The sequence below is a fragment of the Bradyrhizobium sp. Ses1 genome (assembly GCF_059512365.1).
The window spans coordinates 66,871-88,136 of the sequence record NZ_JCAMOQ010000025.1; the positions used below are offsets into that span (position 1 = coordinate 66,871).

General features: G+C 64.1%; 22 protein-coding genes and 1 tRNA gene. 13 read left to right on the top strand and 10 right to left on the bottom strand.

Annotated elements, in window-relative coordinates; translation table 11 throughout:
* The first annotated feature begins 55 nt into the window (after nucleotides 1-55).
* The 7 genes from AC5ZG5_RS26115 to AC5ZG5_RS26145 all read left to right on the top strand — a co-directional run bounded on the left by AC5ZG5_RS26115 (nucleotide 56) and on the right by AC5ZG5_RS26145 (nucleotide 4,369).
* A complete protein-coding gene (locus AC5ZG5_RS26115) occupies nucleotides 56-502 on the top strand; it encodes a hypothetical protein (RefSeq protein ID WP_456644646.1) in 447 nt (148 codons plus the stop codon).
* Nucleotides 503-625: 123 nt separating this feature from the next.
* A tRNA-Thr gene (locus AC5ZG5_RS26120) sits at nucleotides 626-700 on the top strand.
* Between the two features lie 92 nt (nucleotides 701-792).
* A complete protein-coding gene (locus AC5ZG5_RS26125) occupies nucleotides 793-945 on the top strand; it encodes a hypothetical protein (protein WP_456644647.1) in 153 nt (50 codons plus the stop codon).
* A gap of 44 nt (nucleotides 946-989) precedes the next feature.
* Nucleotides 990-1,181, top strand: a complete 192-nt coding sequence (locus tag AC5ZG5_RS26130; RefSeq protein ID WP_028163283.1) for a hypothetical protein — start codon at nucleotides 990-992, stop codon at nucleotides 1,179-1,181.
* 88 nt (nucleotides 1,182-1,269) lie between these two features.
* Entirely contained in the window at nucleotides 1,270-3,138 is a 1,869-nt protein-coding gene (locus tag AC5ZG5_RS26135; protein WP_456644648.1) for an acyltransferase family protein, read from the top strand.
* A 153-nt stretch (nucleotides 3,139-3,291) separates the two neighbouring features.
* A complete protein-coding gene (locus AC5ZG5_RS26140) occupies nucleotides 3,292-3,717 on the top strand; it encodes a hypothetical protein (RefSeq protein ID WP_456644649.1) in 426 nt (141 codons plus the stop codon).
* 352 nt (nucleotides 3,718-4,069) lie between these two features.
* Nucleotides 4,070-4,369, top strand: coding sequence for a hypothetical protein (locus AC5ZG5_RS26145; protein ID WP_051396658.1), 300 nt, complete (start codon nucleotides 4,070-4,072; stop codon nucleotides 4,367-4,369).
* On the opposite strand, the gene AC5ZG5_RS26150 is transcribed toward AC5ZG5_RS26145, so the two are convergent.
* The 4 genes from AC5ZG5_RS26150 to AC5ZG5_RS26165 all read right to left on the bottom strand — a co-directional run bounded on the left by AC5ZG5_RS26150 (nucleotide 4,346) and on the right by AC5ZG5_RS26165 (nucleotide 6,637).
* Nucleotides 4,346-4,585, bottom strand: coding sequence for a hypothetical protein (locus AC5ZG5_RS26150; RefSeq protein WP_028163280.1), 240 nt, complete (start codon nucleotides 4,583-4,585; stop codon nucleotides 4,346-4,348). The genes AC5ZG5_RS26145 and AC5ZG5_RS26150 overlap by 24 nt on opposite strands.
* Before the next feature lie 152 nt (nucleotides 4,586-4,737).
* The gene (locus AC5ZG5_RS26155) at nucleotides 4,738-5,454 is read right to left on the bottom strand and encodes an outer membrane protein (protein ID WP_208827245.1); all 717 of its coding nucleotides are present in this window, start codon (nucleotides 5,452-5,454) and stop codon (nucleotides 4,738-4,740) included.
* A 264-nt stretch (nucleotides 5,455-5,718) separates the two neighbouring features.
* Nucleotides 5,719-6,147 (bottom strand): hypothetical protein, encoded by a 429-nt coding sequence (locus tag AC5ZG5_RS26160; RefSeq protein WP_028163278.1) that lies wholly within the window; start codon nucleotides 6,145-6,147, stop codon nucleotides 5,719-5,721.
* Between the two features lie 211 nt (nucleotides 6,148-6,358).
* Nucleotides 6,359-6,637, bottom strand: coding sequence for a His-rich protein BRANT (locus AC5ZG5_RS26165; RefSeq protein ID WP_196237249.1), 279 nt, complete (start codon nucleotides 6,635-6,637; stop codon nucleotides 6,359-6,361).
* Between the two features lie 295 nt (nucleotides 6,638-6,932).
* Between AC5ZG5_RS26165 and AC5ZG5_RS26170 the strand changes: the two genes are divergently transcribed.
* On the top strand, nucleotides 6,933-7,469 hold the full coding sequence (locus AC5ZG5_RS26170; protein WP_456644650.1) for a tetratricopeptide repeat protein: 537 nt from the start codon (nucleotides 6,933-6,935) through the stop codon (nucleotides 7,467-7,469).
* A 649-nt stretch (nucleotides 7,470-8,118) separates the two neighbouring features.
* Here the strand turns inward: AC5ZG5_RS26170 and AC5ZG5_RS26175 are convergent.
* Complete coding sequence (locus AC5ZG5_RS26175) at nucleotides 8,119-9,708, bottom strand: S10 family peptidase (protein ID WP_456644651.1); 1,590 nt, start codon at nucleotides 9,706-9,708, stop codon at nucleotides 8,119-8,121.
* A 359-nt stretch (nucleotides 9,709-10,067) separates the two neighbouring features.
* Here AC5ZG5_RS26175 and AC5ZG5_RS26180 point away from each other — a divergent pair, with 359 nt between their 5' ends.
* From AC5ZG5_RS26180 to AC5ZG5_RS26200, 5 genes are all read left to right on the top strand, one after another.
* Nucleotides 10,068-10,736, top strand: coding sequence for a hypothetical protein (locus AC5ZG5_RS26180; RefSeq protein ID WP_456644652.1), 669 nt, complete (start codon nucleotides 10,068-10,070; stop codon nucleotides 10,734-10,736).
* 307 nt (nucleotides 10,737-11,043) lie between these two features.
* Nucleotides 11,044-13,209, top strand: a complete 2,166-nt coding sequence (locus tag AC5ZG5_RS26185) for a CHASE2 domain-containing protein (RefSeq protein ID WP_456644653.1) — start codon at nucleotides 11,044-11,046, stop codon at nucleotides 13,207-13,209.
* 258 nt (nucleotides 13,210-13,467) lie between these two features.
* On the top strand, nucleotides 13,468-14,247 hold the full coding sequence (locus AC5ZG5_RS26190) for an NAD kinase (protein WP_028163273.1): 780 nt from the start codon (nucleotides 13,468-13,470) through the stop codon (nucleotides 14,245-14,247).
* Between the two features lie 82 nt (nucleotides 14,248-14,329).
* Nucleotides 14,330-14,875: a response regulator gene (locus AC5ZG5_RS26195; protein WP_130228218.1), complete on the top strand. Its 546-nt coding sequence runs from the start codon at nucleotides 14,330-14,332 to the stop codon at nucleotides 14,873-14,875.
* 17 nt (nucleotides 14,876-14,892) lie between these two features.
* A complete protein-coding gene (locus tag AC5ZG5_RS26200; protein WP_456644654.1) occupies nucleotides 14,893-15,474 on the top strand; it encodes an Hpt domain-containing protein in 582 nt (193 codons plus the stop codon).
* A 244-nt stretch (nucleotides 15,475-15,718) separates the two neighbouring features.
* On the opposite strand, the gene AC5ZG5_RS26205 is transcribed toward AC5ZG5_RS26200, so the two are convergent.
* The 5 genes from AC5ZG5_RS26205 to AC5ZG5_RS26225 form a co-directional block, all read right to left on the bottom strand.
* Nucleotides 15,719-16,894, bottom strand: a complete 1,176-nt coding sequence (locus tag AC5ZG5_RS26205; protein ID WP_456644655.1) for a DUF2336 domain-containing protein — start codon at nucleotides 16,892-16,894, stop codon at nucleotides 15,719-15,721.
* 276 nt (nucleotides 16,895-17,170) lie between these two features.
* On the bottom strand, nucleotides 17,171-18,157 hold the full coding sequence (locus tag AC5ZG5_RS26210) for a transglycosylase SLT domain-containing protein (RefSeq protein WP_456644656.1): 987 nt from the start codon (nucleotides 18,155-18,157) through the stop codon (nucleotides 17,171-17,173).
* A 126-nt stretch (nucleotides 18,158-18,283) separates the two neighbouring features.
* Entirely contained in the window at nucleotides 18,284-19,075 is a 792-nt protein-coding gene (locus tag AC5ZG5_RS26215) for a c-type cytochrome (RefSeq protein ID WP_130228214.1), read from the bottom strand.
* Nucleotides 19,072-20,697: a b(o/a)3-type cytochrome-c oxidase subunit 1 gene (locus tag AC5ZG5_RS26220; RefSeq protein WP_456644657.1), complete on the bottom strand. Its 1,626-nt coding sequence runs from the start codon at nucleotides 20,695-20,697 to the stop codon at nucleotides 19,072-19,074. The genes AC5ZG5_RS26215 and AC5ZG5_RS26220 overlap by 4 nt, the downstream gene beginning before the upstream one ends.
* A complete protein-coding gene (locus AC5ZG5_RS26225) occupies nucleotides 20,687-21,265 on the bottom strand; it encodes a cupredoxin domain-containing protein (protein WP_456644658.1) in 579 nt (192 codons plus the stop codon). The genes AC5ZG5_RS26220 and AC5ZG5_RS26225 overlap by 11 nt, the downstream gene beginning before the upstream one ends.
* Nucleotide 21,266 lies beyond the last annotated feature (1 nt).

Below are 21,266 nucleotides of genomic sequence, written 5' to 3' on the forward strand. Positions count from 1 at the left end.
ACAGGCCCGCCGCGCGGCCGCTTGGTGTCGGTTGCGACTTCAAGGAGAGCTCACCATGAGACCACTCGCTATCGTCGGTACCGCCGCGCTGCTCGCTTCCGCCCTGGCCGCTCCCGCCGGGGCGCAACAGGTGATCTACAATCCCGGCTATTGCGCTCAGTTCTATCCGAACGCCAATTGCCAGAACCAAGGACCGGGAAATCCCTATACCGGCAGCTACCAGCAGCGTCGCGCCGCCGCCTATCAGTACAACAACGGCTGGAACAACAGCTACGCCCGCTGGGACGATCGCGGCAGCTTCTGGCCGGGCAACGTGGCCGCCGGGGTTATCGGAGGCGCCGTCGGCACGGCGGCGGCGGTCGCCACTGCGCCATTTGCCGGTTTCGATAACGGCTACCGAGGCGGCTACTACACCCAGAGCTACGCCGAGCGTAACGGCCTCGTCTGCACGCCCGGCACCTGGTTCCGCGGCGAGGATGGCCGCCGCCACCCCTGCCAGTAACCCAATCGACCAGTTGGGGAAAAGGTGGCCGCCCGGCCGCCTTTTTCCTGCACAGGTCTCGCCTGGCTGCCCTCAGGTTCTGGCCCTCCGCTCCCAAGTCTGATATGCGAGCGGCCGAAATCGGCCGGCTTAGCTCAGCGGTAGAGCAGCGGTTTTGTAAACCGAAGGTCGGGGGTTCAATCCCCTCAGCCGGCACCATCCGTTTCATCAAAGCGCCGTGTTTTGGGCCAAAATCGTTTCAATTATTTCCGTTGTCGGAGCGCGTATTTCAGCCGAACAGGATTTTAAGAATGGCTTATTTCATCTACGCCCGCGACGGCACCGGGCAGATCGTCCTAAGACGCGAGAGCGAGGATGCCGCGCTGAAGAAGGCGCACGAACTCAAGGAGATGGGCTGGTTCGACGTCGAGATTCGACAGGACAAGAAGCCTGCCGCTGCCTGATGAACCTTTGCGGTTGGTGCCGGACATACGTTCGAGGTGCCCACATGTCCGACACACAGCACTACCGGTTTCAATCCGAGCAAGCGAAGCGGCTGGCCTATCAGGTCATTGATGCAGACGTTCGCGAAAAACTGCTCGAAATGGCCGATGAATATGACCGCTACGCCGACCTGATCGAAGCAAAGGCCGCCGAACGGCTGGCCGAGACGACCGCAACACCACTTCCCGCGAGCTAGGCGAGGGCCACAAACATTTGATACGTGATGAAGCGGGCCCCTACCCGCTCTGGCGGCGTCGCCGTGGACCGGGTACATCATCCGCACAATGGCGCATCACGAAACGGCTTATCGGCCCGATATCGACGGGCTGAGGGCAATCTCCATTCTGCTGGTCGTCGGTTATCATGCGCAGCCTTGGCTGGTGCCGGGCGGCTTCATCGGCGTTGACGTCTTCTTCGTCATCTCCGGCTTCCTGATCACGCGGATCATCCTGACGAGGGTCGATGCCGGCACCTTCTCGTTCGCCGATTTCTATGCGCGGCGCGTTCGCCGCATCTTTCCAGCCCTCGTCATCGTGCTCACCGCGACCTATCTGGTCGGATGGTTCGCGCTGCTGCCCGATCAATTCACCCTGCTTGGCGAGAACATTGCCGCCGGCGTCGCCTTTGCGGCCAATCTGTTCCAGCTCAGGCAGACCGGGTATTTCGCACCTGCCGCCGCGGACAATCCGCTGCTGCATCTGTGGTCGCTGGGCGTCGAAGAGCAGTTCTATATCTTCTGGCCGCCGCTGATCCTTCTCCTCTCCGCAACCGCAATCCGCGGCCGATGGATCGCGGTCATCGCGCTGGCGTCGTTTGCGTTCAGCCTGAGCATCTTCTTCGGCTACGAGACCGTCGCGTTCTACTCGCCGCTCACACGCGCCTGGGAGTTGCTCGCGGGCGGACTTCTTGCCCACCTGGTGCTCGTACGGAAGAGCGTTAGCTGGGACAAGCGGATCGGCGAGTATCTTGCTCTGTTGGGCCTTGCCGCGATCCTTGGCCCGGCGCTGCTGTTGGATCGCGCCAGCGCATTCCCAGGCCTCTGCGCCCTGCTGCCGGTGCTCGGCGCGGTACTCCTGATCGCCACGCCAAATTCGGCGGTGAACAAGATGCTGCTGTCGAACCGGCCAATAGTATGGATCGGCCTGATCAGCTATCCGCTCTATCTCTGGCACTGGCCGGTCCTGTCCTATCTCGGCATTCTGCGCAACGGCGTGCCGAACGTGATGGAGATCTGGGCGGCGGTCGCCGTTTCCGTGATTCTTTCCTGGCTGACATTCCGCTTTGTCGAAATTCCGCTTCGCCACTACGACCGGGCAGTCAAGAGACTAGCGCTCGGTCTCGCGCTCGTCGGCCTTGCCGGTATCGTGACCATCGCCGCGGCCGGATTCGATTTTCGTTTTCCTGTGGAGGTGCAGGCGATCGCGCGGACCCAGGCGAAGGACAATGCGGGATTTAGCGACAGGTGTTTCCTGGAAACGCCGGGCGCTGAATTCAACGCAGACTGCATCGAGCAGGGAACGCAGCCGCTCGTATTTTTGTGGGGCGATTCGACCGCGGCCGCGCTCTATCCGGGCTTGAAGGAAGCAGAGGCTGCGAGCGGATCGTTCCGCCTGGCGAGGTTCAGCGCGCCGGGCTGCGCGCCGATCCTGGATTCGGGCGCGAACGCACGCTGCGACGAAGCCCATCGTACCGCCTTCGGCCTACTTCAATCCGCGCATCCGGACGTCGTGCTGCTGCATGCGATGTGGGGCACGAACAACGATCTCGGAAAGCTGCACGAAACGATCGCGCGGCTGCGCGCCAGCAAGGTCCGGCGCATCGTCATCCTGGGTCCACTGCCGGTCTGGAAGCGAACGCTTCCCCATACGCTCGTCAATCACTACCGGATTTGGCACGAGATTCCGGAGCGAATCGCGGCGGGCGTATCAGGCTTGGACAACGATCAGCGGATGGAGGCTTTCAGCAAAGCCGAAGGGATCGAGTACATCTCTGCCTGGCATACGCTATGCAATGCTGCGGGCTGTCTGACGGGGATCGGGACCGATGCCAACCAGGTGCTGATAACCGATATCGTGCACCTCTCCGACGCCGGCTCGAAGTTTCTCATCAGAGCGATCGGCAAGGAATTGCTGCCGTCTCCACCGCGCCCGTGAGGACTTGCCATCACCCTGTTATGGTAAACGATCTGTTCCGATTGACGCGGTGTTACTCTTTTGTCACCTCGGTGGAAATTGGGACTGCCATAACTTGGGATGCTTGATTCCGAAGGCAACCTTTGCTGCAGTCGAGTAAGGCCGAGGTGTGCCATGAAATGGATGAAGGAACGCGATCTCCTGATCGCTCAGACAATGGCGTTCGTGCAATCGGTGACCGGCAAGAAGCCCGACGCCGAGTTGTTGTCGCCGGCCACCGAGACGACCGTCCGCGCGACCATAACCACCGCCGTGGTTAACGTTGAAGCCGTGCTCGCCGAACCTCCGCCGCTCCCGATCGCCGTCCCGCCCAACCCGGCTCAGACGGTGCCTGCTCAGACAATGCACCCTGAGGCAAGACCGTCTCAGGCGAAGCCCCCTCAGATCGCGGGTCTCGACCTCCCCGCCGATTTCCAGTCCGAAATCCGTGCCCGGGTGGCAAGCTTCCGCGCGCACCAGGAGCGGTTTACCCGGGAGCGCGAGGAATACTGCCGTGCCACCATGGCCAAGGTCCGCGCCACCCTGAGCGAGGGCACCTAGCCGCCTCGCTCCGCCGAATAGAATAATTCCCCCGGCTGTCCCGCCAGGTCTTGGCGGTCAGAGCCAGGCCCATACCAGCAGCATATTGGCCACAGAGGCAACCAACAGCGCCGCGGTGAGCGTGACATGCACGCGTTCGCTGGATGTGTGCAGAACCGTTGTCATGCCCGGAGCATCCGGCGATTCTAGCACCGGAGTCTTGCGGATTCTTTTTTGGGGGATTCATCACTTATTAGGGACTCAAGACGGGGTGACGGACGCCCTCACCTGGGCGTGAAACAAGACGGTTGGCGGTGCTGAAACCCGGGGGCGGGGTTGGCGTTGACTGCCTTTGCGGAGCCACGAGCTAAGAATGCCGTACGCGCTGTTTTCCAACGATGCCAAGCTGAGCAAGGCCTATCCGACCGAGGCGGATGTCTGGAAGGTCGCCCGGAAGAGCGGCCTGGTCGTCGATGTCGCCACGGACGAGGACAAGGCCGCCCCGCGTCCGGTCCTGGACAATGATTACGAGATCAGGCCCTGCCAAGCGGAGCCGAACGAAGACCCCGCCAAGAACAAGGCCGATGCCGAACGCGAGGCGCGGAGCGAGCCGCAGCTCTCGCCGCCCGAGCCGCCGCAGGAAAAAGCCTTACGGCGTCGCGCTCACCAGTGAGGCCTGCTCCGAGGCCAGCGTCACGCACGCCTTACGCCGGTGCAGTCCCCTGATCGCGCCGGTGACCTTGAGCACCTTGCCGACCCCGCAGGCCGGATCCTGGACAAAGGCGACCTCGTAGGGCGCGAGAATCAGCGGTTCGGATTTCAGCACGGTCTGGGCAAGGCATGGCGATATCGCCGCAGAAAAAATCAACGCTAACGCAAAAGCACGCATGCTCGTGTGTCCACCTGGCCCGGCGGCCGGCATAATAAACCATCGAGCCTGAAAGTTCCGTGCACCGCAAAAAATATTTTCCGCGGCGCCGGTAGCCCTGCAGCAAAAGGGCCGGCGGAAAGCCGGCCCTCGCCCCCCGCGGAAACCCGCGGTCAGTATTTGGAAGCGACCGGCCCGCCCCAGCCGAAGCGGTAGTTCACGCCGACCTTGACCGTATGCTCGTCGTCCCGGAAGCGGGAGCCGACGATCTCGGCCGGACCGGAGGTGAAGGTCGTGTGGCCGAAATTGTAATACTGGTACTCGGCCTTGGCCGACCAGTTCGGCGCGAACATGTATTCGAGGCCTGCGCCAACCGTGTAGCCGTCCTTGCGGTTGCCGTCGGTCGTGAAGGGCTGCGGCACGCCAGCGAAGGCGACGCCGATATTGCTATTCTCACGCCAGGCGTAACCGCCCTTGGCGTAGAGCAGCGCCGGACCCCAGGTGTAGCCGAGCCGGCCGGTCACCGAGCCGAGCTGGTCGGTATTGCCCGTCACCACTGTTCCAGCGGGGAACACGAAGCCATTATTGCTGTTGCCCGGCAGCCAGCTGTATTGCGCCTCGACGCCCACCACCCAGTTCGGCGCGAATTGATAGTCAAAACCGCCCTGCACGCCGCCCAGGAAGCGCGCGTCGCTGCCGAGCAGATTGTTGCCGTCGGTGAAGCCGCCGCCGATATGGCCGCCGATATAGAAACCGGTCCAATTGTAAACCAACGCCGGCGCCGTATAGGCCGGCGGTGCCTTGGTATAGGGCCGTGCCGGCATGTCAGCCGCGAAAGCGGGGCCGGCGAATGCGGCCAGGGCGACTGCGCCAAGCAAAAACTTCTTCATGGTACTTCCCCGTTCACTCCACGACGCGACATCAAACCAAACAACGTGACTTCAATTAGGTTGCTTTGGGGCACCGCCAGAGCATCACGTGTTCGTCACAGTGACAGCGCCGCAACACCCGCGGGTTCCATTGCATGGAAGAATTTTCCCTCCGGTTAATCCGGAGCCGGCCACCAGAACGGATGTCGGATCTGACTAAGCAGAGGTTCACCCCTCGCCGAAAAGTGATCCCATCCCGGTAACCCTGCGGCCACCGAGCCGCCGCTACCGCGACATCTTCTCCAGCTCGGGAAATGGCGCGTAGGTAGCGCTGGCGCAAGGCTCGGTGGCATTTTCCATCATGCGGTCGAGCCGGCCATCGACGTACACGATCGCGCGCTCCCGCGTCGGCCGATAGGCGCCGTCCGAGTCGCGGGCGCTGAAGCGCAGGCAGGTGACGTAGCGCTGCCGCCCACCGACCGTCCGCTGCACCGGCTCGGCCATGGCCGCGTCCCGAACGCCGGTGGGGTCGTTGAGATAGGTGTGCATGAACGCCAGGGTCTCGGCGCGGTAATTCTTCGGATACGGCTGGTCGGCGACACCGCGGTCATCGGTGAAGCTGATCGACCTGTTGTCGTCGCTGCTGAATGCGGAGCACGCCCCGAGCGCGATCGGCAACAGCAGGATTGCCGTAAGTCTTGCTGTCTTCGCCAAGTTCCTTTCGCCCCAAAGTCGACTGCATCGGTCCCGGCAATTTCTTAGACCGGCCAGCGGCGAAAGGGAATTCGCATCTCGGCGTCGCCTCAATGCACCATCCCACGGCCATTGGGGATGCAATGGCCGTGGGTGGGCCTGATATCCGCCGGCGCGGTGGGGCAATGTGGATCAAAACCGCGGCGGACGGACCAGTCGTGGAAGTCAGGATTCAGCCGCGCTTGGCGGGCCGCACGATGGGCTTGACCGCGACCTTCGGCGTGACATGCGTCTTGATCACACCGATGTGCTTGTGGTGGCCATGATGGCGGACGTAGCGCTGGTGCTTATGATGATGGCGCACCATCTTGGCGTTGGCATGCAGCGCCTTCGACTTAGTCAGTTCGGACTTGATCACCGGCGCCTGGGTCGTCTTGCCATAGTTGCCGGCAAACGCGGGCGCCGCCATCACGGAAACTGCAAGCAGCGCCGCGGAAATGGTCTTGAGCATGGTTGTCTCCTCTTCCAGGGATCGCTGAGACTTCCGGTCGGATGGCCGGGCTCGCCGATCAGTGAGGACGACCTTAAGTCGGCGGCGCTGAACCCACGCTGAAACGCGCGGACGGAATTCGTTCATCTCCATGACATCCTGTTCATGTCGCGATTGCGATAAGTCCTGACCGCGTCATGTCTGCGAGGCGTGAGTTTCAAAATGGCGTGCCGAAGCGGGAATGTTTCCGAGCACTGGGTGTTCAAGGAAACGGGCCGCGGTATAGGATCGCCGGGCTGACCATCAGGAGAGAGGCATGCAGAAATTCGCGATCAGGCTGTTGACGCTCGCCATGTTGTCGCTGACGCTTGCGGCAGCGCCCGTCGTTACCGCGGTCTATGCCGCGCCGGATAACGATCCGCCCCCGCCGCCGCCCAAGGGCAAGAAGAAGTCGGAGATTCGTCCGAACGTCGAACAGGCCGCCTTCGAGAATGGCTATCACGCCGCCTATGCCACGATCTACGACCGCCACGATTATGCCAACGCGATCGAGCAATTGAAGGCGCTGCACCGCGACGACACCGCCGCGGTCGCCAACCTGATCGGTTATTCCTATCGCAAGCTCGGCGACTACAAGCTGTCGCAGGTCTGGTACGAGCGCGCGCTGAAGGCCGATCCGAACCACGTCAAGACCTGGCAGTATTACGGTCTGTGGCAGGTCGAACAGGGCAACCGCGACCAGGCACAGTATCATCTCAACCGCATCGCCCAGCTCGCAGGCACCAACAGCGAGGAGTACCGCTCGCTCGCCGCCGCGCTGGAGAAGCCGCCCGGCACCGGGCTGGTGTATTGAGGCGATAGTTGCCGTGTGACGGGCAACGGCGCACGCGCCGTGCCCTTCAGTTTCTGTCGCGCTTCACACCGGTGTCGTCCCTGCCGGGGCATCGCGCAGCGATGAGCCCGGAATCCATCGAGCCGCGGGTGCAGGTGGAGAAATGGATTCCGGGCTCGCGCTACGCGCGCCCCGGAATGACGACGGTGGGGCTTGTGGCGAAACAGCTTCGCCAAAAATAAACGCCACCGAGCGCAATGAGTATTGCTTGGTGGCGTTGGTCGTCACTGGGCCCTGAAATCCCCAGCACTGAATTGGTCAGTGCCGTACGTCATCAGGTTCAATCACGACTCTCAAAAACGTGAATTTTGCATCAGCAAAATGATGCGCGTCATACGACAGAAGCGCTGCCCGATCACGCGAGACGGCAACTTCAAGTAAGCTGCAAAATATTGTCACGTCCCTTGCGCGATGAATGCGACGACCCTCATCCCGAGGAGCCGCGCAAGCGGCGTCTCGAGGGATGACGCGGGTGAGATCGGGGCCTCATGGTTCTCAAGGCGATGCGAAGCATCGTCCGGAGACGCGCGAAGACGCGCTCGTCACCATGAGGGTCTCCTAGAGAGCACGCTGTTTGAATACGCAGGCGAAGAACGTCAATCGCTCTCGCCTACTTCATCACCGCTTCTACCTCGCCTCTGAACGCCTGGCGTGAGGTGTCGCGGGAATAGAACATGTGGCCTCCGGGATAGACGACGAGTTTGACACGGTCCGGGCTCGCAAAGGCCGGCAGTTGGTCGAGCGCCATCGCCGAGCCGAAGTAAGGAGTCGCGAGATCGAACAGGCCGTGGCCGACCAGGAGCTTCAGCTTCGGATCGAGCGCGAGAATCTGCCGGAGCTGTGAGACCGACTCGGCCGGGTTTGTCCCGCGGCCGAAATCCCAGGAGCCGGCGACGCTGCCGTTGAGAAGATGATAGGATCCGTCCGGCTGCCAGTTCAGCCTGCCCCTGGTGAGGTCGACAACCGCGCTCGTCAGCGGCGCAATCAGCGGATCGCCGGACGGATCGCCGAAGCGGGATACGCTCGAATCCGGATTGGGATCGAAGCCTTCGACTGACGCGTCGTAGCGGCCGGTCACTTTGCCGTTGCGGCGATCGAATTCCCTGCGGAATTCGGAGATATCGAAACGCCCCGCGAGGCGGCGGCTTACCGCCGGATCGATATCGGTCAGGGCCGCCACCCTGTTGGCGAGCCGTGTCGTGGCCTCGCTGTCGGCCTGCCCCTTGACAAGGTCGACCAGGAAATCGCCGCGCGCGTATTCTTCGACATCGGCGACGTTGCTGCGCGTCACCGGGCCCTTCCTCTGCCGCGCGACCGCCGCCATGCTCGGAAGGCTCGCGACATATTGCAGCAGGCTCGTGCCCTGGAATTCACGGAAATCGAGCAGCGGCGAGAGCAGGATCAATCCCTTCACGCCGACGCCCTGCTCGGTCTGCAGGTTATGCACGATCTTCGGTCCGCGGATGCCGCCATAGCTTTCGCCCACGACATATTTCGGCGACAGCAGCCGCTCGTGCTTCTCGAGCCAGCGACGGATCACCAGCGCGATCGCATTGACATCGCCGTCGACGGAGAAGAAGCGCTTGCGCACGTCGTCCCCGGTCGCGACAAAACGGCTATAGCCGGTGCCGACGGGATCGATGAAGACGAGGTCGGTGAAGTCGAGCCAGGTTTCCGCATTCGGCACCAGTTCGGGCGACGCCGACGACACCGCCCCCTCGCCGCCCAGCGCAATCCGCCACGGTCCGGCGCTGCCGAGCTGCAGCCAGGCCGACGATGCGCCCGGCCCGCCGTTGAACAGGAAGGTGACCGGACGATTCGTCCGATCGGTGCCGTCGAGCTGATAGGAGGTATAGGCAATATCGGCCTGCGGCTCGCCCTTCTGGTCGAACAGGCGGATCGAGCCGGCGGTGGCCGTGAACTCCAAGCTACGTCCGGGCAGCGCCAGCGTCTGCTTGGTCGTGGAGTCAGGCGGCAAGCGGTGCTGCTCGGACGCCGACGGTGGATTGGCTGCCGCACTGCGGTCTGCGCCGGCCTTACGACCCGCCGGTGCCTGCGTCGTCGGCGAATCTGACTGTGATGACGGTTTGGGGGTGTCGCCCGCGTCCTGCGCCCACGCGCCGCTCACGACTGAAAATGCGAGCAGCGCGACCATCATGCGCGTGCGCGCGTTGCGCTGTGTTCCGACCCAGCTTGCCATGTCCCAGTTCCTTCGTAGCCCGGGTGCAGCGAAGCGAAACCCGGGACATCTGCGTCAACATTGAGAGCGCTCCCGGGTTACGCTGGCGCTCCACCCGGGCTACGACGCGAATTGCGGCGTCCATCGGGGATGCAGCTACACAACGGGAGGAATTGTGTGGAAATCACAATCGCGCCAGCCGGTTTGCACCGCGATGAATGCGACAGGCCTGCGACAATACGCGCCGATCAGGTTGTCCGCGGCGACAATTGAGTGATATCCGTCACATCCACAAGGTTGCCAACCCAACCATTCGATCCACAGAACCAAAACGGCGCCACCGCGACTAACGAAATTGTATCTTCGAGGGGGTTCCCGAAATGAAACGAGCGATTGCCATTTGTGTCGGCCTGCTTGCGCTGGCTTCGCCGGCGGCGGCCGAGTCACCGGTGGCCGTCGTCGAGGACGTGCAAGGCAAGGTCACCGGCGCCGAGTTCATGGATTATGTAGCCCCCAAGACCGTAATCAAGATCGGGGACGGTGGTTCGATCGTGCTGAGCTATATGACCTCTTGCCGGCGCGAAGCGATCTCCGGGATCGGCACGGTGATCGTCGGCACCGACGAGAGCGTCGTGCATCTCGCTGACCTCAAGGCCGAAAAGACCGATTGCGATTCCAACCAGACGCACGCCACGACGCAGGCGACCAGCGCGGTCGCCGCCACCGTGTTGCGCAGCGTCGATGCGAACAACACCTCGTTGCCGCAGCCGCAGCTCACCCTCTACGGCGCTTCGCCATTCGTGGAGGCAAGAGGACGCGGCACGCTGATCGTGAAGCGCCTGGACATCCCCGGCGAGCGTCAGCAGGTTGATCTCGGCGGCACCCAGCTCAAGGGCAGGTTCTTCGATTTCGCCCGCGAGAACGGTGCATTGGTCCCGGGCGGCCTCTACGCCGCCACCTTCAAGTCGTCGCAGATCGTCTTCCGCGTCGACCCGCAAGCCAAGCCCGGCCCCACGCCGATCGTCGGCCGCCTGCTGCGGATGAATTAGCTCGTGATGAAACTGCCCTGGGGCCACTGCTGGCGCTTCTCCCTCTCCCCGTTCTTACGGAGCCGAGACGAGCGAAGCTCGCTCTGTGAGGGTTGGGGTGAGGGGCTCTCTCCGCGGACACGGTGACAGACGTGTTCGCGGAGATTCCCCCTCACCCGAAATTCAAGCGGAGCCTGTCATCGGGCGGCGCTTCGCGCCGACCCGTTGGCTTGAATTTCGACCTCTCCCCGCACGCGGGCCGAGGTGAAGTCGAACACGCCCCACTGTTCGAGAGAAAATCTTCCCGCGCCAGCCAGGATCAGCGACCTTGAGCATCGGGCGCACCGCGCGCGAGGTGATCACGATCGCCGCGATCGCGCTCGTCTGCGCCGCCATTTCTATCTCGCCCGCACTCGACCCGATCCGCGGCCTCTCGCTCGACATCCTGACCGCGCTGCGCTGGAGGATATTCCAGAGCGCACCCGACCCCACCGCTTCCCCCACAGTTGTCGTCGCGATCGACGAGGAAAGCTATCGCGCGGCGCCGTTCAAGGGATCGCCCACGCTGACTTGGACCGGCGAGATCGGCCGCGTGCTCGGCGCGATCATCGATGGCGGTGCCAAGGTCGTCGGCTTCGACCTGGTGATCCCGACCTCGATCGAGCTGTCGCAAATTCCGTTCGGCGACGGCGTGCTGGGCGAAAAGGTGCGCGGCTTCGATCGCGACTTCCTGCGCGCCCTCGCCTCCGCCTCCACATCCGGCAAGGTCGTGCTCGGCGAGATCCTGCGTGGGGATCAGCCGATCCTCCCCTCCCCCGGACAGCGCGTTGCCGTCCGCCAGCAGCAGAACATCCGTCCGCTCAATGTCCACACCGACAGCGACGACACGGTGCGGCGGGTGCCGTTGACCTTTGTCGTCGGCGACGCAAGGGTTTCCGGCATGGCGCTCGAACTGGCATCGCGGGCGCTTGGTGCGACGGCCGACAGCGACGCCAGTGGCAACGTGACGCTCGCCGGTTACCGGATTCCGAGCCCGGTGCCGAACACGATGACGCTGAACTTTGCCGGCGGCGCGGACGACATCCCGACCTTTTCCTTCGCCGACCTGCGCGCCTGCGCGGCCAAGGGCGGGAAGGATTATTTCCGGCGTTGGTTCGACGGCAAGATCGTCCTGATCGGCACCGTGCTCGACATCGAAGACCGCCAGGCGACATCCAAACGATTTGCCACCGCAGGCGACGGGAGGCGCCCTCTCCCGCGCTGCGCGCCCGACGCCAGTCCGCCGGCCGTTCCGGGCGTCGCGCGCAGCACCATCGCGGGCGTGTATATCCACGCCACCGCCGTCAACAACCTGATCACCCGCAACGCGGCGCGCGAGCCCGGCCTCCTGCCGACGTTCCTGATCGCCTTCTTGTTTGCCGCGCTGGCCGCAACGGCGGCGCGCCTATTCAGGCCATTCACCGCCGTCCTCTGCTGCGCAGCGGCGAGCGCGCTCGGGCTCGTCGGCGCCACGTTCGCCTTCACCCACGCACTGGCGCTTCCGCTGGTCGAGCCTTTCGCGGCAGGCACGGCTGCGCTCGCGGCGATGGTCGGCCTTCGCTTCGCCGTCACCGATCGCGACCGCCGGCTGTTGCAGAAGAGCTTTGCGCTCTATCTCGCCCCACACGTCATCAACGGCATGCTGTCGTCGAAGAAATTGCCCGAGCTCGGCGGCGAGGCGCGCGAGGTCACCGTATTCTTCTCCGACCTCGCGGGCTTCTCCGCGATCGCGGAAAACATGCCGCCGGACCGGCTGATGTCGCTGATGAACGAATATCTTTCCGATATGACCGATGTCATCGAGGCCAATGGTGGCTATGTCGACAAATATATCGGCGATTCCATCGTCGCGGTGTTCGGCGCGCCCGCCGACGATCCTGACCATGCTGCGAACGCGGCGCGCGCGGCGCTCGACTGCTGCACGCGACTTGCAGAGCTCAACGCCACCTCGCCGGCCTTCCGCGACCATCCGCTCGCGCAGCGCATCGGCATCAATTCCGGCGAGGCGCTGGTCGGCAATTTCGGATCGCGGCGGCGCTTCAATTATTCCGTGATGAGCGATGCGGTGAACCTCGCCTCGCGCCTCGAAGGCGCCAACAAGTTCTACGGCACCACCATCATCGCCTCGGACGCGACGGTGGCGCTCGCAGGCAGCGGCTTTGCCTGGCGCGAGCTCGACGAAGTCCGCGTCAAAGGACGGAATCAAGCGCTGAAGATCTACGAGCTGGTGGCGCGGGCGGACGCGCTGTCGGAAGCGCAGCAGGCGCTGATCAAGACTTACGGCGAAGGACTCGCGCATTGGCGCGCCGGCGAATTCCACCTCGCCACGGAGGCTTTCGGCCGCTCGGCCGCGACCGACAAGCCGGCCGCATTGTTTCGCGAGCGCGCCGAGCAGATGGTCGCGCAGCCGCCGGGCGGGGACTGGGAGCCGATCCGCACGCTGCAGGAGAAGTGAGGCACATAGCCGGGTGGAGCGAAGCGTAGCTCGGGACCCCTGGTAAACGCGGATGCAGAAGTCCCGGGTTGCGCTGCGCTCCACCCGGGCTACGAGGCCCGATCATTGCGGAATTGTGTCGGGCGGCCCTGCCGAGCGGCCGCCCGAGCCGTTTTGTGACCCCGAAATGCCGGTCTTCTGATCTCGACAAGCGCGGCCAAGCTGTATAGACGGGCGCGGCGCGGAACGGCGCGCAACCAGAGCCGAGCTTGTCGTGCCATGACCAGTCCCGAGCGATACGAGAAGATCGCCTTCGTTGCCAGCAGCGGCACCGAGGCGCAGGCGGCGCTGGCGCAACTGACCGCGCTCTACGGCAATTGCGACGCGGCGGACGCCGACGTCGTGGTCGCACTCGGCGGCGACGGCTTGATGCTGCAGACGCTGCACGCCAACATGCGTTCGGGGAAACCGATCTACGGCATGCATCGGGGCACCGTCGGCTTCCTGATGAACGAGTACGCGACCCACAATCTGCGCGAACGGCTGGCGGCCTCGCGCGAATCTTTGATCAGCCCCCTGCTGATGCGCGCCACCGACATTCACGGCGCAGTGCATCTGCATCACGCCATCAACGAGGTCGCGCTGTTCCGCCAGACCTATCAGGCCGCGCGCCTGCGCATCCTGATCGACGAGCACGAGCGGATGCCTGAACTGATCGCCGACGGCATCCTGGTCGCCACCCCCGCCGGCTCGACCGCCTATAACCTCTCGGTGCAGGGCCCGATCATCCCGATCAACGCCGCCCTGCTCGCGCTGACCCCGATCAGCGCCTTCCGCCCGCGGCGCTGGCGCGGCGCGCTGTTGCCGAATTCGGCGTTCGTCGTGATCGAGGTGCTCGAAGGCACAAAGCGCCCCGTGGCGGCGGTCGCCGACCATGACGAAGTGCGCGACGTCAGCCGCGTCGAGGTCTTGACCGACAAGACCATCTCGATACGCATGCTGTTCGATCCCGGCCACAGCCTGGAAGAGCGCATCCTGCGCGAGCAGTTCGGGTACTGATCCTCCCCCTCCTCGCAACCTTTCCTTAACCGCCACAGCGATATGGTTAACGTCGGGTAATGCCGTTTGGGCCGGGCGGGACATGTATCGCATCGATTTCAACAAGCTGCGGTTTCTGATCTGCGATGACAATCCGCACATGCGCCGCATCCTGCGGACGCTGTTGCATTCGTTCGGCGCGCGCGAAGTCTACGAGGCGGAAGACGGCGCCACCGCGCTCGAAATGTACACCCACTACGTCCCGGACATCGTCATCACCGACTGGTCGATGCCGATTTTCGACGGGCTCGAACTCGCACAGATGATCCGGCAGCCGGAATCCAACGCCAATCCCTACGCGCCGATCATCATGCTGACCGCGCATTCGGAGAAGCGCCGCGTCACGGTGGCGCGCGATGCCGGCGTCACCGAATTCCTGGCCAAGCCGATCTCGGCCAAAGGACTTTACCAGCGCATCCTCAATGTCGTTGCCAACCCGCGCCCCTTCATCAAGACCAAGACCTATTTCGGCCCGGACCGCCGCCGCAACACCAGCAACACCTATATCGGGCCCGAGCGCCGCGTCGGCGGCGAGATGGAAGTGATGCAACAGCCGTCGCTGCTCGATAAGGCGCGTTCCGCGATCTAGGCGGCGAGGAGATCATCATGGCGAAAGAGAAACCGGGCGCGGTCGAGATCAAGACCTTCGCCACGCATCATGTGATCACGCAACCCAATCCGCTGCGTGGAGTCTTGCGCCGCATCCCCCCCGACATCGATCATGACGACCCCGTTGCGCGCGCCGAGCAGGCGCTTGCGGATCTCTCCGGCGAATTCAAGCAGTGGATGACAATCGAGGCCGACCGGCTGTCGGCCGCGCACGCCATTGTGCTGCGCCACGGCTTCTCGCATGAAACGCGCGAAGAGCTGTTCCGCGCCGCTCATGACATCAAGGGCGACGCCGCGACCTTCGGCTTTCCCTCCGCCGGCGCCGCCGCCGAAAGCCTGTGCCGCATCATCGAGCACGCCCCCGATCTCGACCAGGTGCCGGCGGAGCTGATCACCCACCACATCAACGCGATCCAGGCGATCGTGCGCGAGCGCACCAAGCTCGACACCGCCGTGATGGCAAGCGCGCTCAGCAGGCAGCTCCGCGGCATCGCCGATGAATTCCTGCTCAAGGTCAACCACGACCGCCCAGAACATCTCGAAGCCATCCTCGCGCCGAGCATCGCACCGGCGGAGTAATGGAGCCTGCGAAGGGTGGGCAAAGCGCAGCGTGCCCACCATCGTGAGCGGAATGGTGGGCACGTCGCTGCGCTCCTTTGCCCACCCTACGCAGCTCGTCGCTGTCCCCCGTCATTCCGGGATGCGCCGCCAGGCGCAGGCCCGGAATCCATTGGGCTGCATGCGCAGGCGGCGAAATGGATTCCGGGTTCGATGCTGTCGCATCGCCCCGGAATGACGACGTGTGTTGCGGCGGCGGTTTTTCCTACGCCGCGATCAAATCGTGCTCGAGCGGTGCGAGCGCTTCTTCCGCGACCAGCTCTTCGCAGAAGACGCGTGCTTCCTCGCGCGCGGATTCGGTGGCGAAGCGGCGGAGCAGGATCAACAGCGGTTCGGCGGCCTGCCGATCGGTCTCGCAATGGGTCAGCACGCGCTCGACCATACGTCGGCGCAGCCTGACCGCGCCGTCGATGCTGTCGACATAGCCGGCTTCGTGGCTTGCCTCGAGCGCGGCACGGAAGGCGGCAAAGGTAGATTCCGGCAGGCCGGCGCGGATCAATAGCGCGTCGAGACTCGCGGCGCCGCGGTCATGCAACAGCGCGGCGATGCGCGCCTCCGGCAGGTCGGAGAGTTCGGCGAGGGCTGCGCGGAACAGCTCGATATTGCCCGAGAGCAGCGCACGCAGGATCAGACCGGCGGTCAGTTGGCAGGTCGCGCGCAGATGCGCGACGAGGCCGCGCATCTCCTCGCCGCGCGAGCGCGCGGCGATGTGAACGGTCGAGCGCTCGCGCGCTTCGCTGGCGATACGATCAGCCCGATCGGCGGGGAGCCAGTTGCGGGCGACCACGAATTGCGCCAGCGTCTCCGACAGCTTTGCCACCAGCGCCATGCGGGTCGCGGCCGGCAGGCCTTCCAGCACCAGCATCGCCTCCCGGATCGCGGCAAGATGGCCGTGCCGTTCGACGATGCGGTCCCATGAGAACGGTGCGAGTTCCGCATTCGCGTTCTCGATCAATTCGAGCGCTGCGGCGGCACAGCCGACTTCGGCAATCGCCGCACCGACGGATGCAGGCAGATTGATCCGCCGCGCGATCGCGCATTGCATCTCGTTGTTGCCGGTCGCGACAATGTCGACGAGATCGGCATCGATCAGGAGTGGCGAATGTTCCAGCACCGGCAACGCGATTGCGGGCTGGTCGACCGCGAGCGCCTGCACGATGGCCGCCGGCGCCTCGGCGCTGCGCGCGAACACCTCGGCCATCGCCTGCCGCACCAGCGGCGAGGGATCGTCGAGCAGCATCAGCAGCGCGCCCTCGGCGGCGATGCGGTCGTCCTCGGATAGGTCTGAAATCAACCAGGCCCGCGCCAATGCCCGGGTGGCCTCGGCCCGCTCCCCTGCCGGAGCGGTCCTGATCCAATTGATGAACTGCCGAACGATCATGGTCCTTCCGGCTTACGCAACGAGACGACACGGTGATGCAGTGCCAACGTAACCAAAGATAAACCATGACGCTTAACAAAGCGTTCACCATAACTCTTTGGGTTTATTGACGTTTCGTTAATGATGAGCGCCTGCCTCCAAGTACACCGACCTCATCCCGAGGAGCCTGCACGGCAGGCGTCTCGAAGGATGGGCCGCGGGCGAGATCGGGGCCTCATGGTTCGAGACGCGCGTGCCGCGCTCCTCACCATGAGGGGCAACCACCCGTGCGGAGCGTCAGCCCGAGAACGTGCCGTTGCGGTCGCTGAAGAGGTCGAGGCGGCCAGGCGGCCGCACTTCGGGAGTCTGGCCGGAGAACGAGGTGGTCGCGACATGTGACGAGCGACCCCATAGCTCCTGCACAGTCGGCGAGATCGGCTCGGCGCGGTCGCCGGCCTGGAACAGCGAGCGGAACATCGGATCGCCCGGAGCGGACGCCGTCTGCGAGCCGGCCACAGGCGACACCGCGCGGGAATCCGGGAAGCTTGAGAGGTAGGCGGCGTTGTCGATCGCCGGCGCGGGCGCAGCGCTCGCGATCTCGCCGCCGGCCGCGGCAAAAGCGGTGCGGGTCGCGCTGGAATTGGCAGCGCCGGCATAGCGCGCGTTCAGCACCGAATAGACTTCCGACACGCTGCGGGCGCGTCCCGAACCGTCGTAGAAGATCGAACTGTTGGCGGCGGCCGCCTTCGGGAACATCTGCGCGGCACTGGCGTTCGGATTGCCCTCGGCACTCGAGATCAGTTTCGCTGCGCCGCCGACGCCCATGAAATGCGCCATGTAGAGCTCGGCATCGGTCGGGCGACGGCCGATGCTGCCGGTGAGCTTGAAGCTGTTGGACTGCGTCAGCACGCCGGCCATTGCCGACGCGGCATCCGGGTCGTCGCGCAATCGCATGATCGCGGCCCGCGCCTGCGGATCGCTGACCGAATAGCTGCCGTCAGAATTCTTCGTGATGGCATCGGCATATTTGCCGTAGCCGAGCTTATCCCCCGCCTCCTTCACCGTGCCGAGCCAGGTCTGGTCGATGAACTGAAACAGCCCGCGCGCGGATGAGGTCGACGCGGAAGCCCGCGGGTTGAAGTTGGATTCCATCTTGGCGGTCGTGAGCAGGTATTGAAAGCTCGTGCCGGTGGTGGACGCGGCCTGCTTGATCGAACCCGCGATCTTCGCGCGCGTCGGGTCGACACCTGCCGCCGTCCCCGCGTTGAATATATCGACCGCCATCGATTGATGCCCCGCTCCTCGCGAAACGCTCGCGTGGGCTTCATGAACGCCGGTAATCGGCGCAGCTCCCTTCAATACCCTGCGGCAGTTATGGTTAATGGGAAGTTAAGGAGGCGCAGCGGAGCCTTACGGCTGCGCCTCGTAATACCGCGCGACCTGATCGATCTCTTCCGCGGTCATCTGGCGGGCGATATTGCGCATCTGCTCGCTGATGTCGTTGCGGCGGGTGCCCGATGCGAAGGCCTGCAACTGCGACTTGATATAGACGGCGGACTGGCCGCCGAGCCAGGGGCTGCCGGCCTTGATGTCGATTTCGCCGTGGCAGGAGCCGCAGGGCGGGATGTTGCGCATCGGCGCGCCCGTCACCACGATCGCAGGCGGCGGCAGGTTCGGATTGACCTGACTGGAAGGCACACGCGGCAGATAGGCGTAATAGAGCGCGACATCGCGCATGTCCTGGTCGGTCATATTGGCCGCGAACGGGCTCATGACGACGTTGACCCGCGCCCCGGTCTTGAAGTCGTTCAACTCCTTGTACGTCACCGCGGCATACTGCCCGGCGAGGTTCGGCGAGTTGGCGTCGCTGACGCCCTGCGGCCCATGGCAGATCGCGCAGCGCTGCGCGAGCGTCGCGCCACGGCCGATCGACACCTGATCCTGCCGTGTCAGCATTTCCGGAGTGACCACGACATTCGACGTCTTGAACGCAGGCGGGACCGCCGCGGCGGGTCTCGGCAGGTTCGGCACGCCGGCTGCGCTGCAGATCGCATCCCAGATGCCGGCAAGCTTCAGATTGGGCTGCAGCAGCGGCAGCCAGATCAATCCCACGACCGCGGACAGCACCGCGATGGCGGCGGTGACGCCGACGCTGATGCTGAACCAGGGATTACGCGGCGAATAAAGCTCCTCCTCGCTCATCTGCTGGCTCCGACATAAACGGCAGGCACGCTGGTATTCTTCACGGCCATCAGTTGGCCGATCGGATAGCCGTAATTGACGACCGTCAGCCCGATCATGAGCGCCAGCCACAAGCCAAAACTGTTGAGCGCAACCGGAATGCGCACAGGCATGTGCAAGGGGATGGCAAAGCGATAGGCGCCCGCCTCGCCCCTCGGCGCGAACTGGCCGCGGATCAGCACGATCAGGAACAGGATACTTGACGTCAGCAGGATCAATCCTCCGAACGCCGACATCGTCACCGAGAGGGCCTGCGGCGCGATCGCGGGATTGGCGTAGTCATAGAACGCCATGCGACGCGGCATGCCGAGGATGCCGACATAGTGCCACGGGAACGTTGTGACGATCATGCCGATGAACCAAAGCCAGAGCTGGGTGCGCATCATCCCGTAACTATCCAGCGTGCGGCCGGTCAAATGCGGCCACAGGTCATAGGCGATCGCGAAATACATGATGACGATGGCGCCGCCGAAGATCAGATGGAAGTGGCCGGTGATCCATTGCGTGTTGTGGATGCTGGTGTTGAGCTGATAGCTCATGTTGATGAGCCCGCCGGCGCCGCCGAAGCCAAGCATCACGAGCGACAGCGCTGTCGCGAGCATGATCGGATTCTTCCACGGCAGCGCGCCGATCCAGCCGAACGCGCCCCTGCCCCCGCGCAGCCGGCTCGCGATCTCCGCAGACGCGCAGATCGTGAATACCGTGAGCAGCGTCGGCAGCGCGACGAGACCGGTGAACACCGATTGCATGAACTTGAAGCCGGCGCCGACCTGCGGATCGGCAAACAAATGATGCACGCCGATCGGCATCGCGACCACGACGAACATGATGAAGGCAACCCGCCCCATCGCGTCGCTGTAGAGCCGGCCCCCGATCGCGCGCGGGAAGATGGTGTAATATGCGATGTAGGTCGGGATCAGCCAGAAATAGACGATGGCGTGCAATGTCCAGGAAAAGAATACGCGCGCCAGTCCGGCATCGATGGTGGTGCTGAGCCCAAGCGCGGTCGGAATGATCTGGAAAATCAGCTCGACCGCGGCGCCGACCGCGGTCCAGGCCCAGAGATAGGAGCCGGCGACATTGGCGAACATCGCGAGCGGCACCGGCTTGTCGCGATTGTCGCGCTTCCAGACCGCGAGATTGATCGACATCAGCGCGACCCAGATCCATGAGCCGACCACGACCAGGACCACGCCGATGTAATAGAAGGGATTGCCGATCATCGGCGGATAGAAGGTGTAGAGCACGGAGGCGAGTCCGAGCGAGACCGGGATCATCGCCATCACACTGCCGATCGCGACCAGCGCGATGCCGGCCCAGGCCCAGCGCCGCCCGATCAGCGGCCGCTCCAGCGCCGCTTCGCTGATGGCGTAGCCAAAGCCCATCGCGATCAGGGTCGGGAACACATAGCCCATCACCGTGCCGTGCGCGGTGACCGAGCGATAATAGAATTCCGGATTGAAGTGCCAGGCGTTCAGCGGGCTGCGCACGAACATCTGCCAGGCGCCGAGCACCAGCGCCGCGCCGAAGACGATGAAGGCGAGCCAGAAATGCGCCAGGATCAGCCGCTTGTTAATCAACACAGGTGAGCCTCCGTTTGCTCGCCGCCATGTTGCGGAACGTAGCCTGGTCGACCACCTTGACCTTGCCCCACATGCCCTGATGGCCGATGCCGCAGAATTCCTGGCACGGCATCATGTGTTCGCCCGGCGTCTTGAAGCTGATCGGCAGATCCGAAACATAGCCCGGCACCAGCATGATGTTGATGTTGGTGCCCTCGATCAGGAAGCCGTGCACGACGTCGGCGCTGGTGGCGCGAACGGTGATCGGCGTTTCCGCCGGTACCACGAGACATTGCGGGGTGAATGAATATTGCTGCCCGATCGCGCGCACCGTGACGGACCCGTCGGCCTCCAGCGCGCTGCCGAGGTTGCTTTCGACGAATTCGCCGGAAAGATGCAAGGTCGTGGGATCGGCGGTCTCGACGCGCCCCTGCGGCATCGTCGTGTGGTAGATGCCGAAGAAGGCGGCCAAGCCGACGAGCACGCCGATGATCACGATCGACAACGTTGCCCAGCGCCGCTCGATGCGCGCGGCAACCGCCTCGCCGAGGCCATGCGCGCCGTGACTATGATCGGTCTCGCTGGTCACG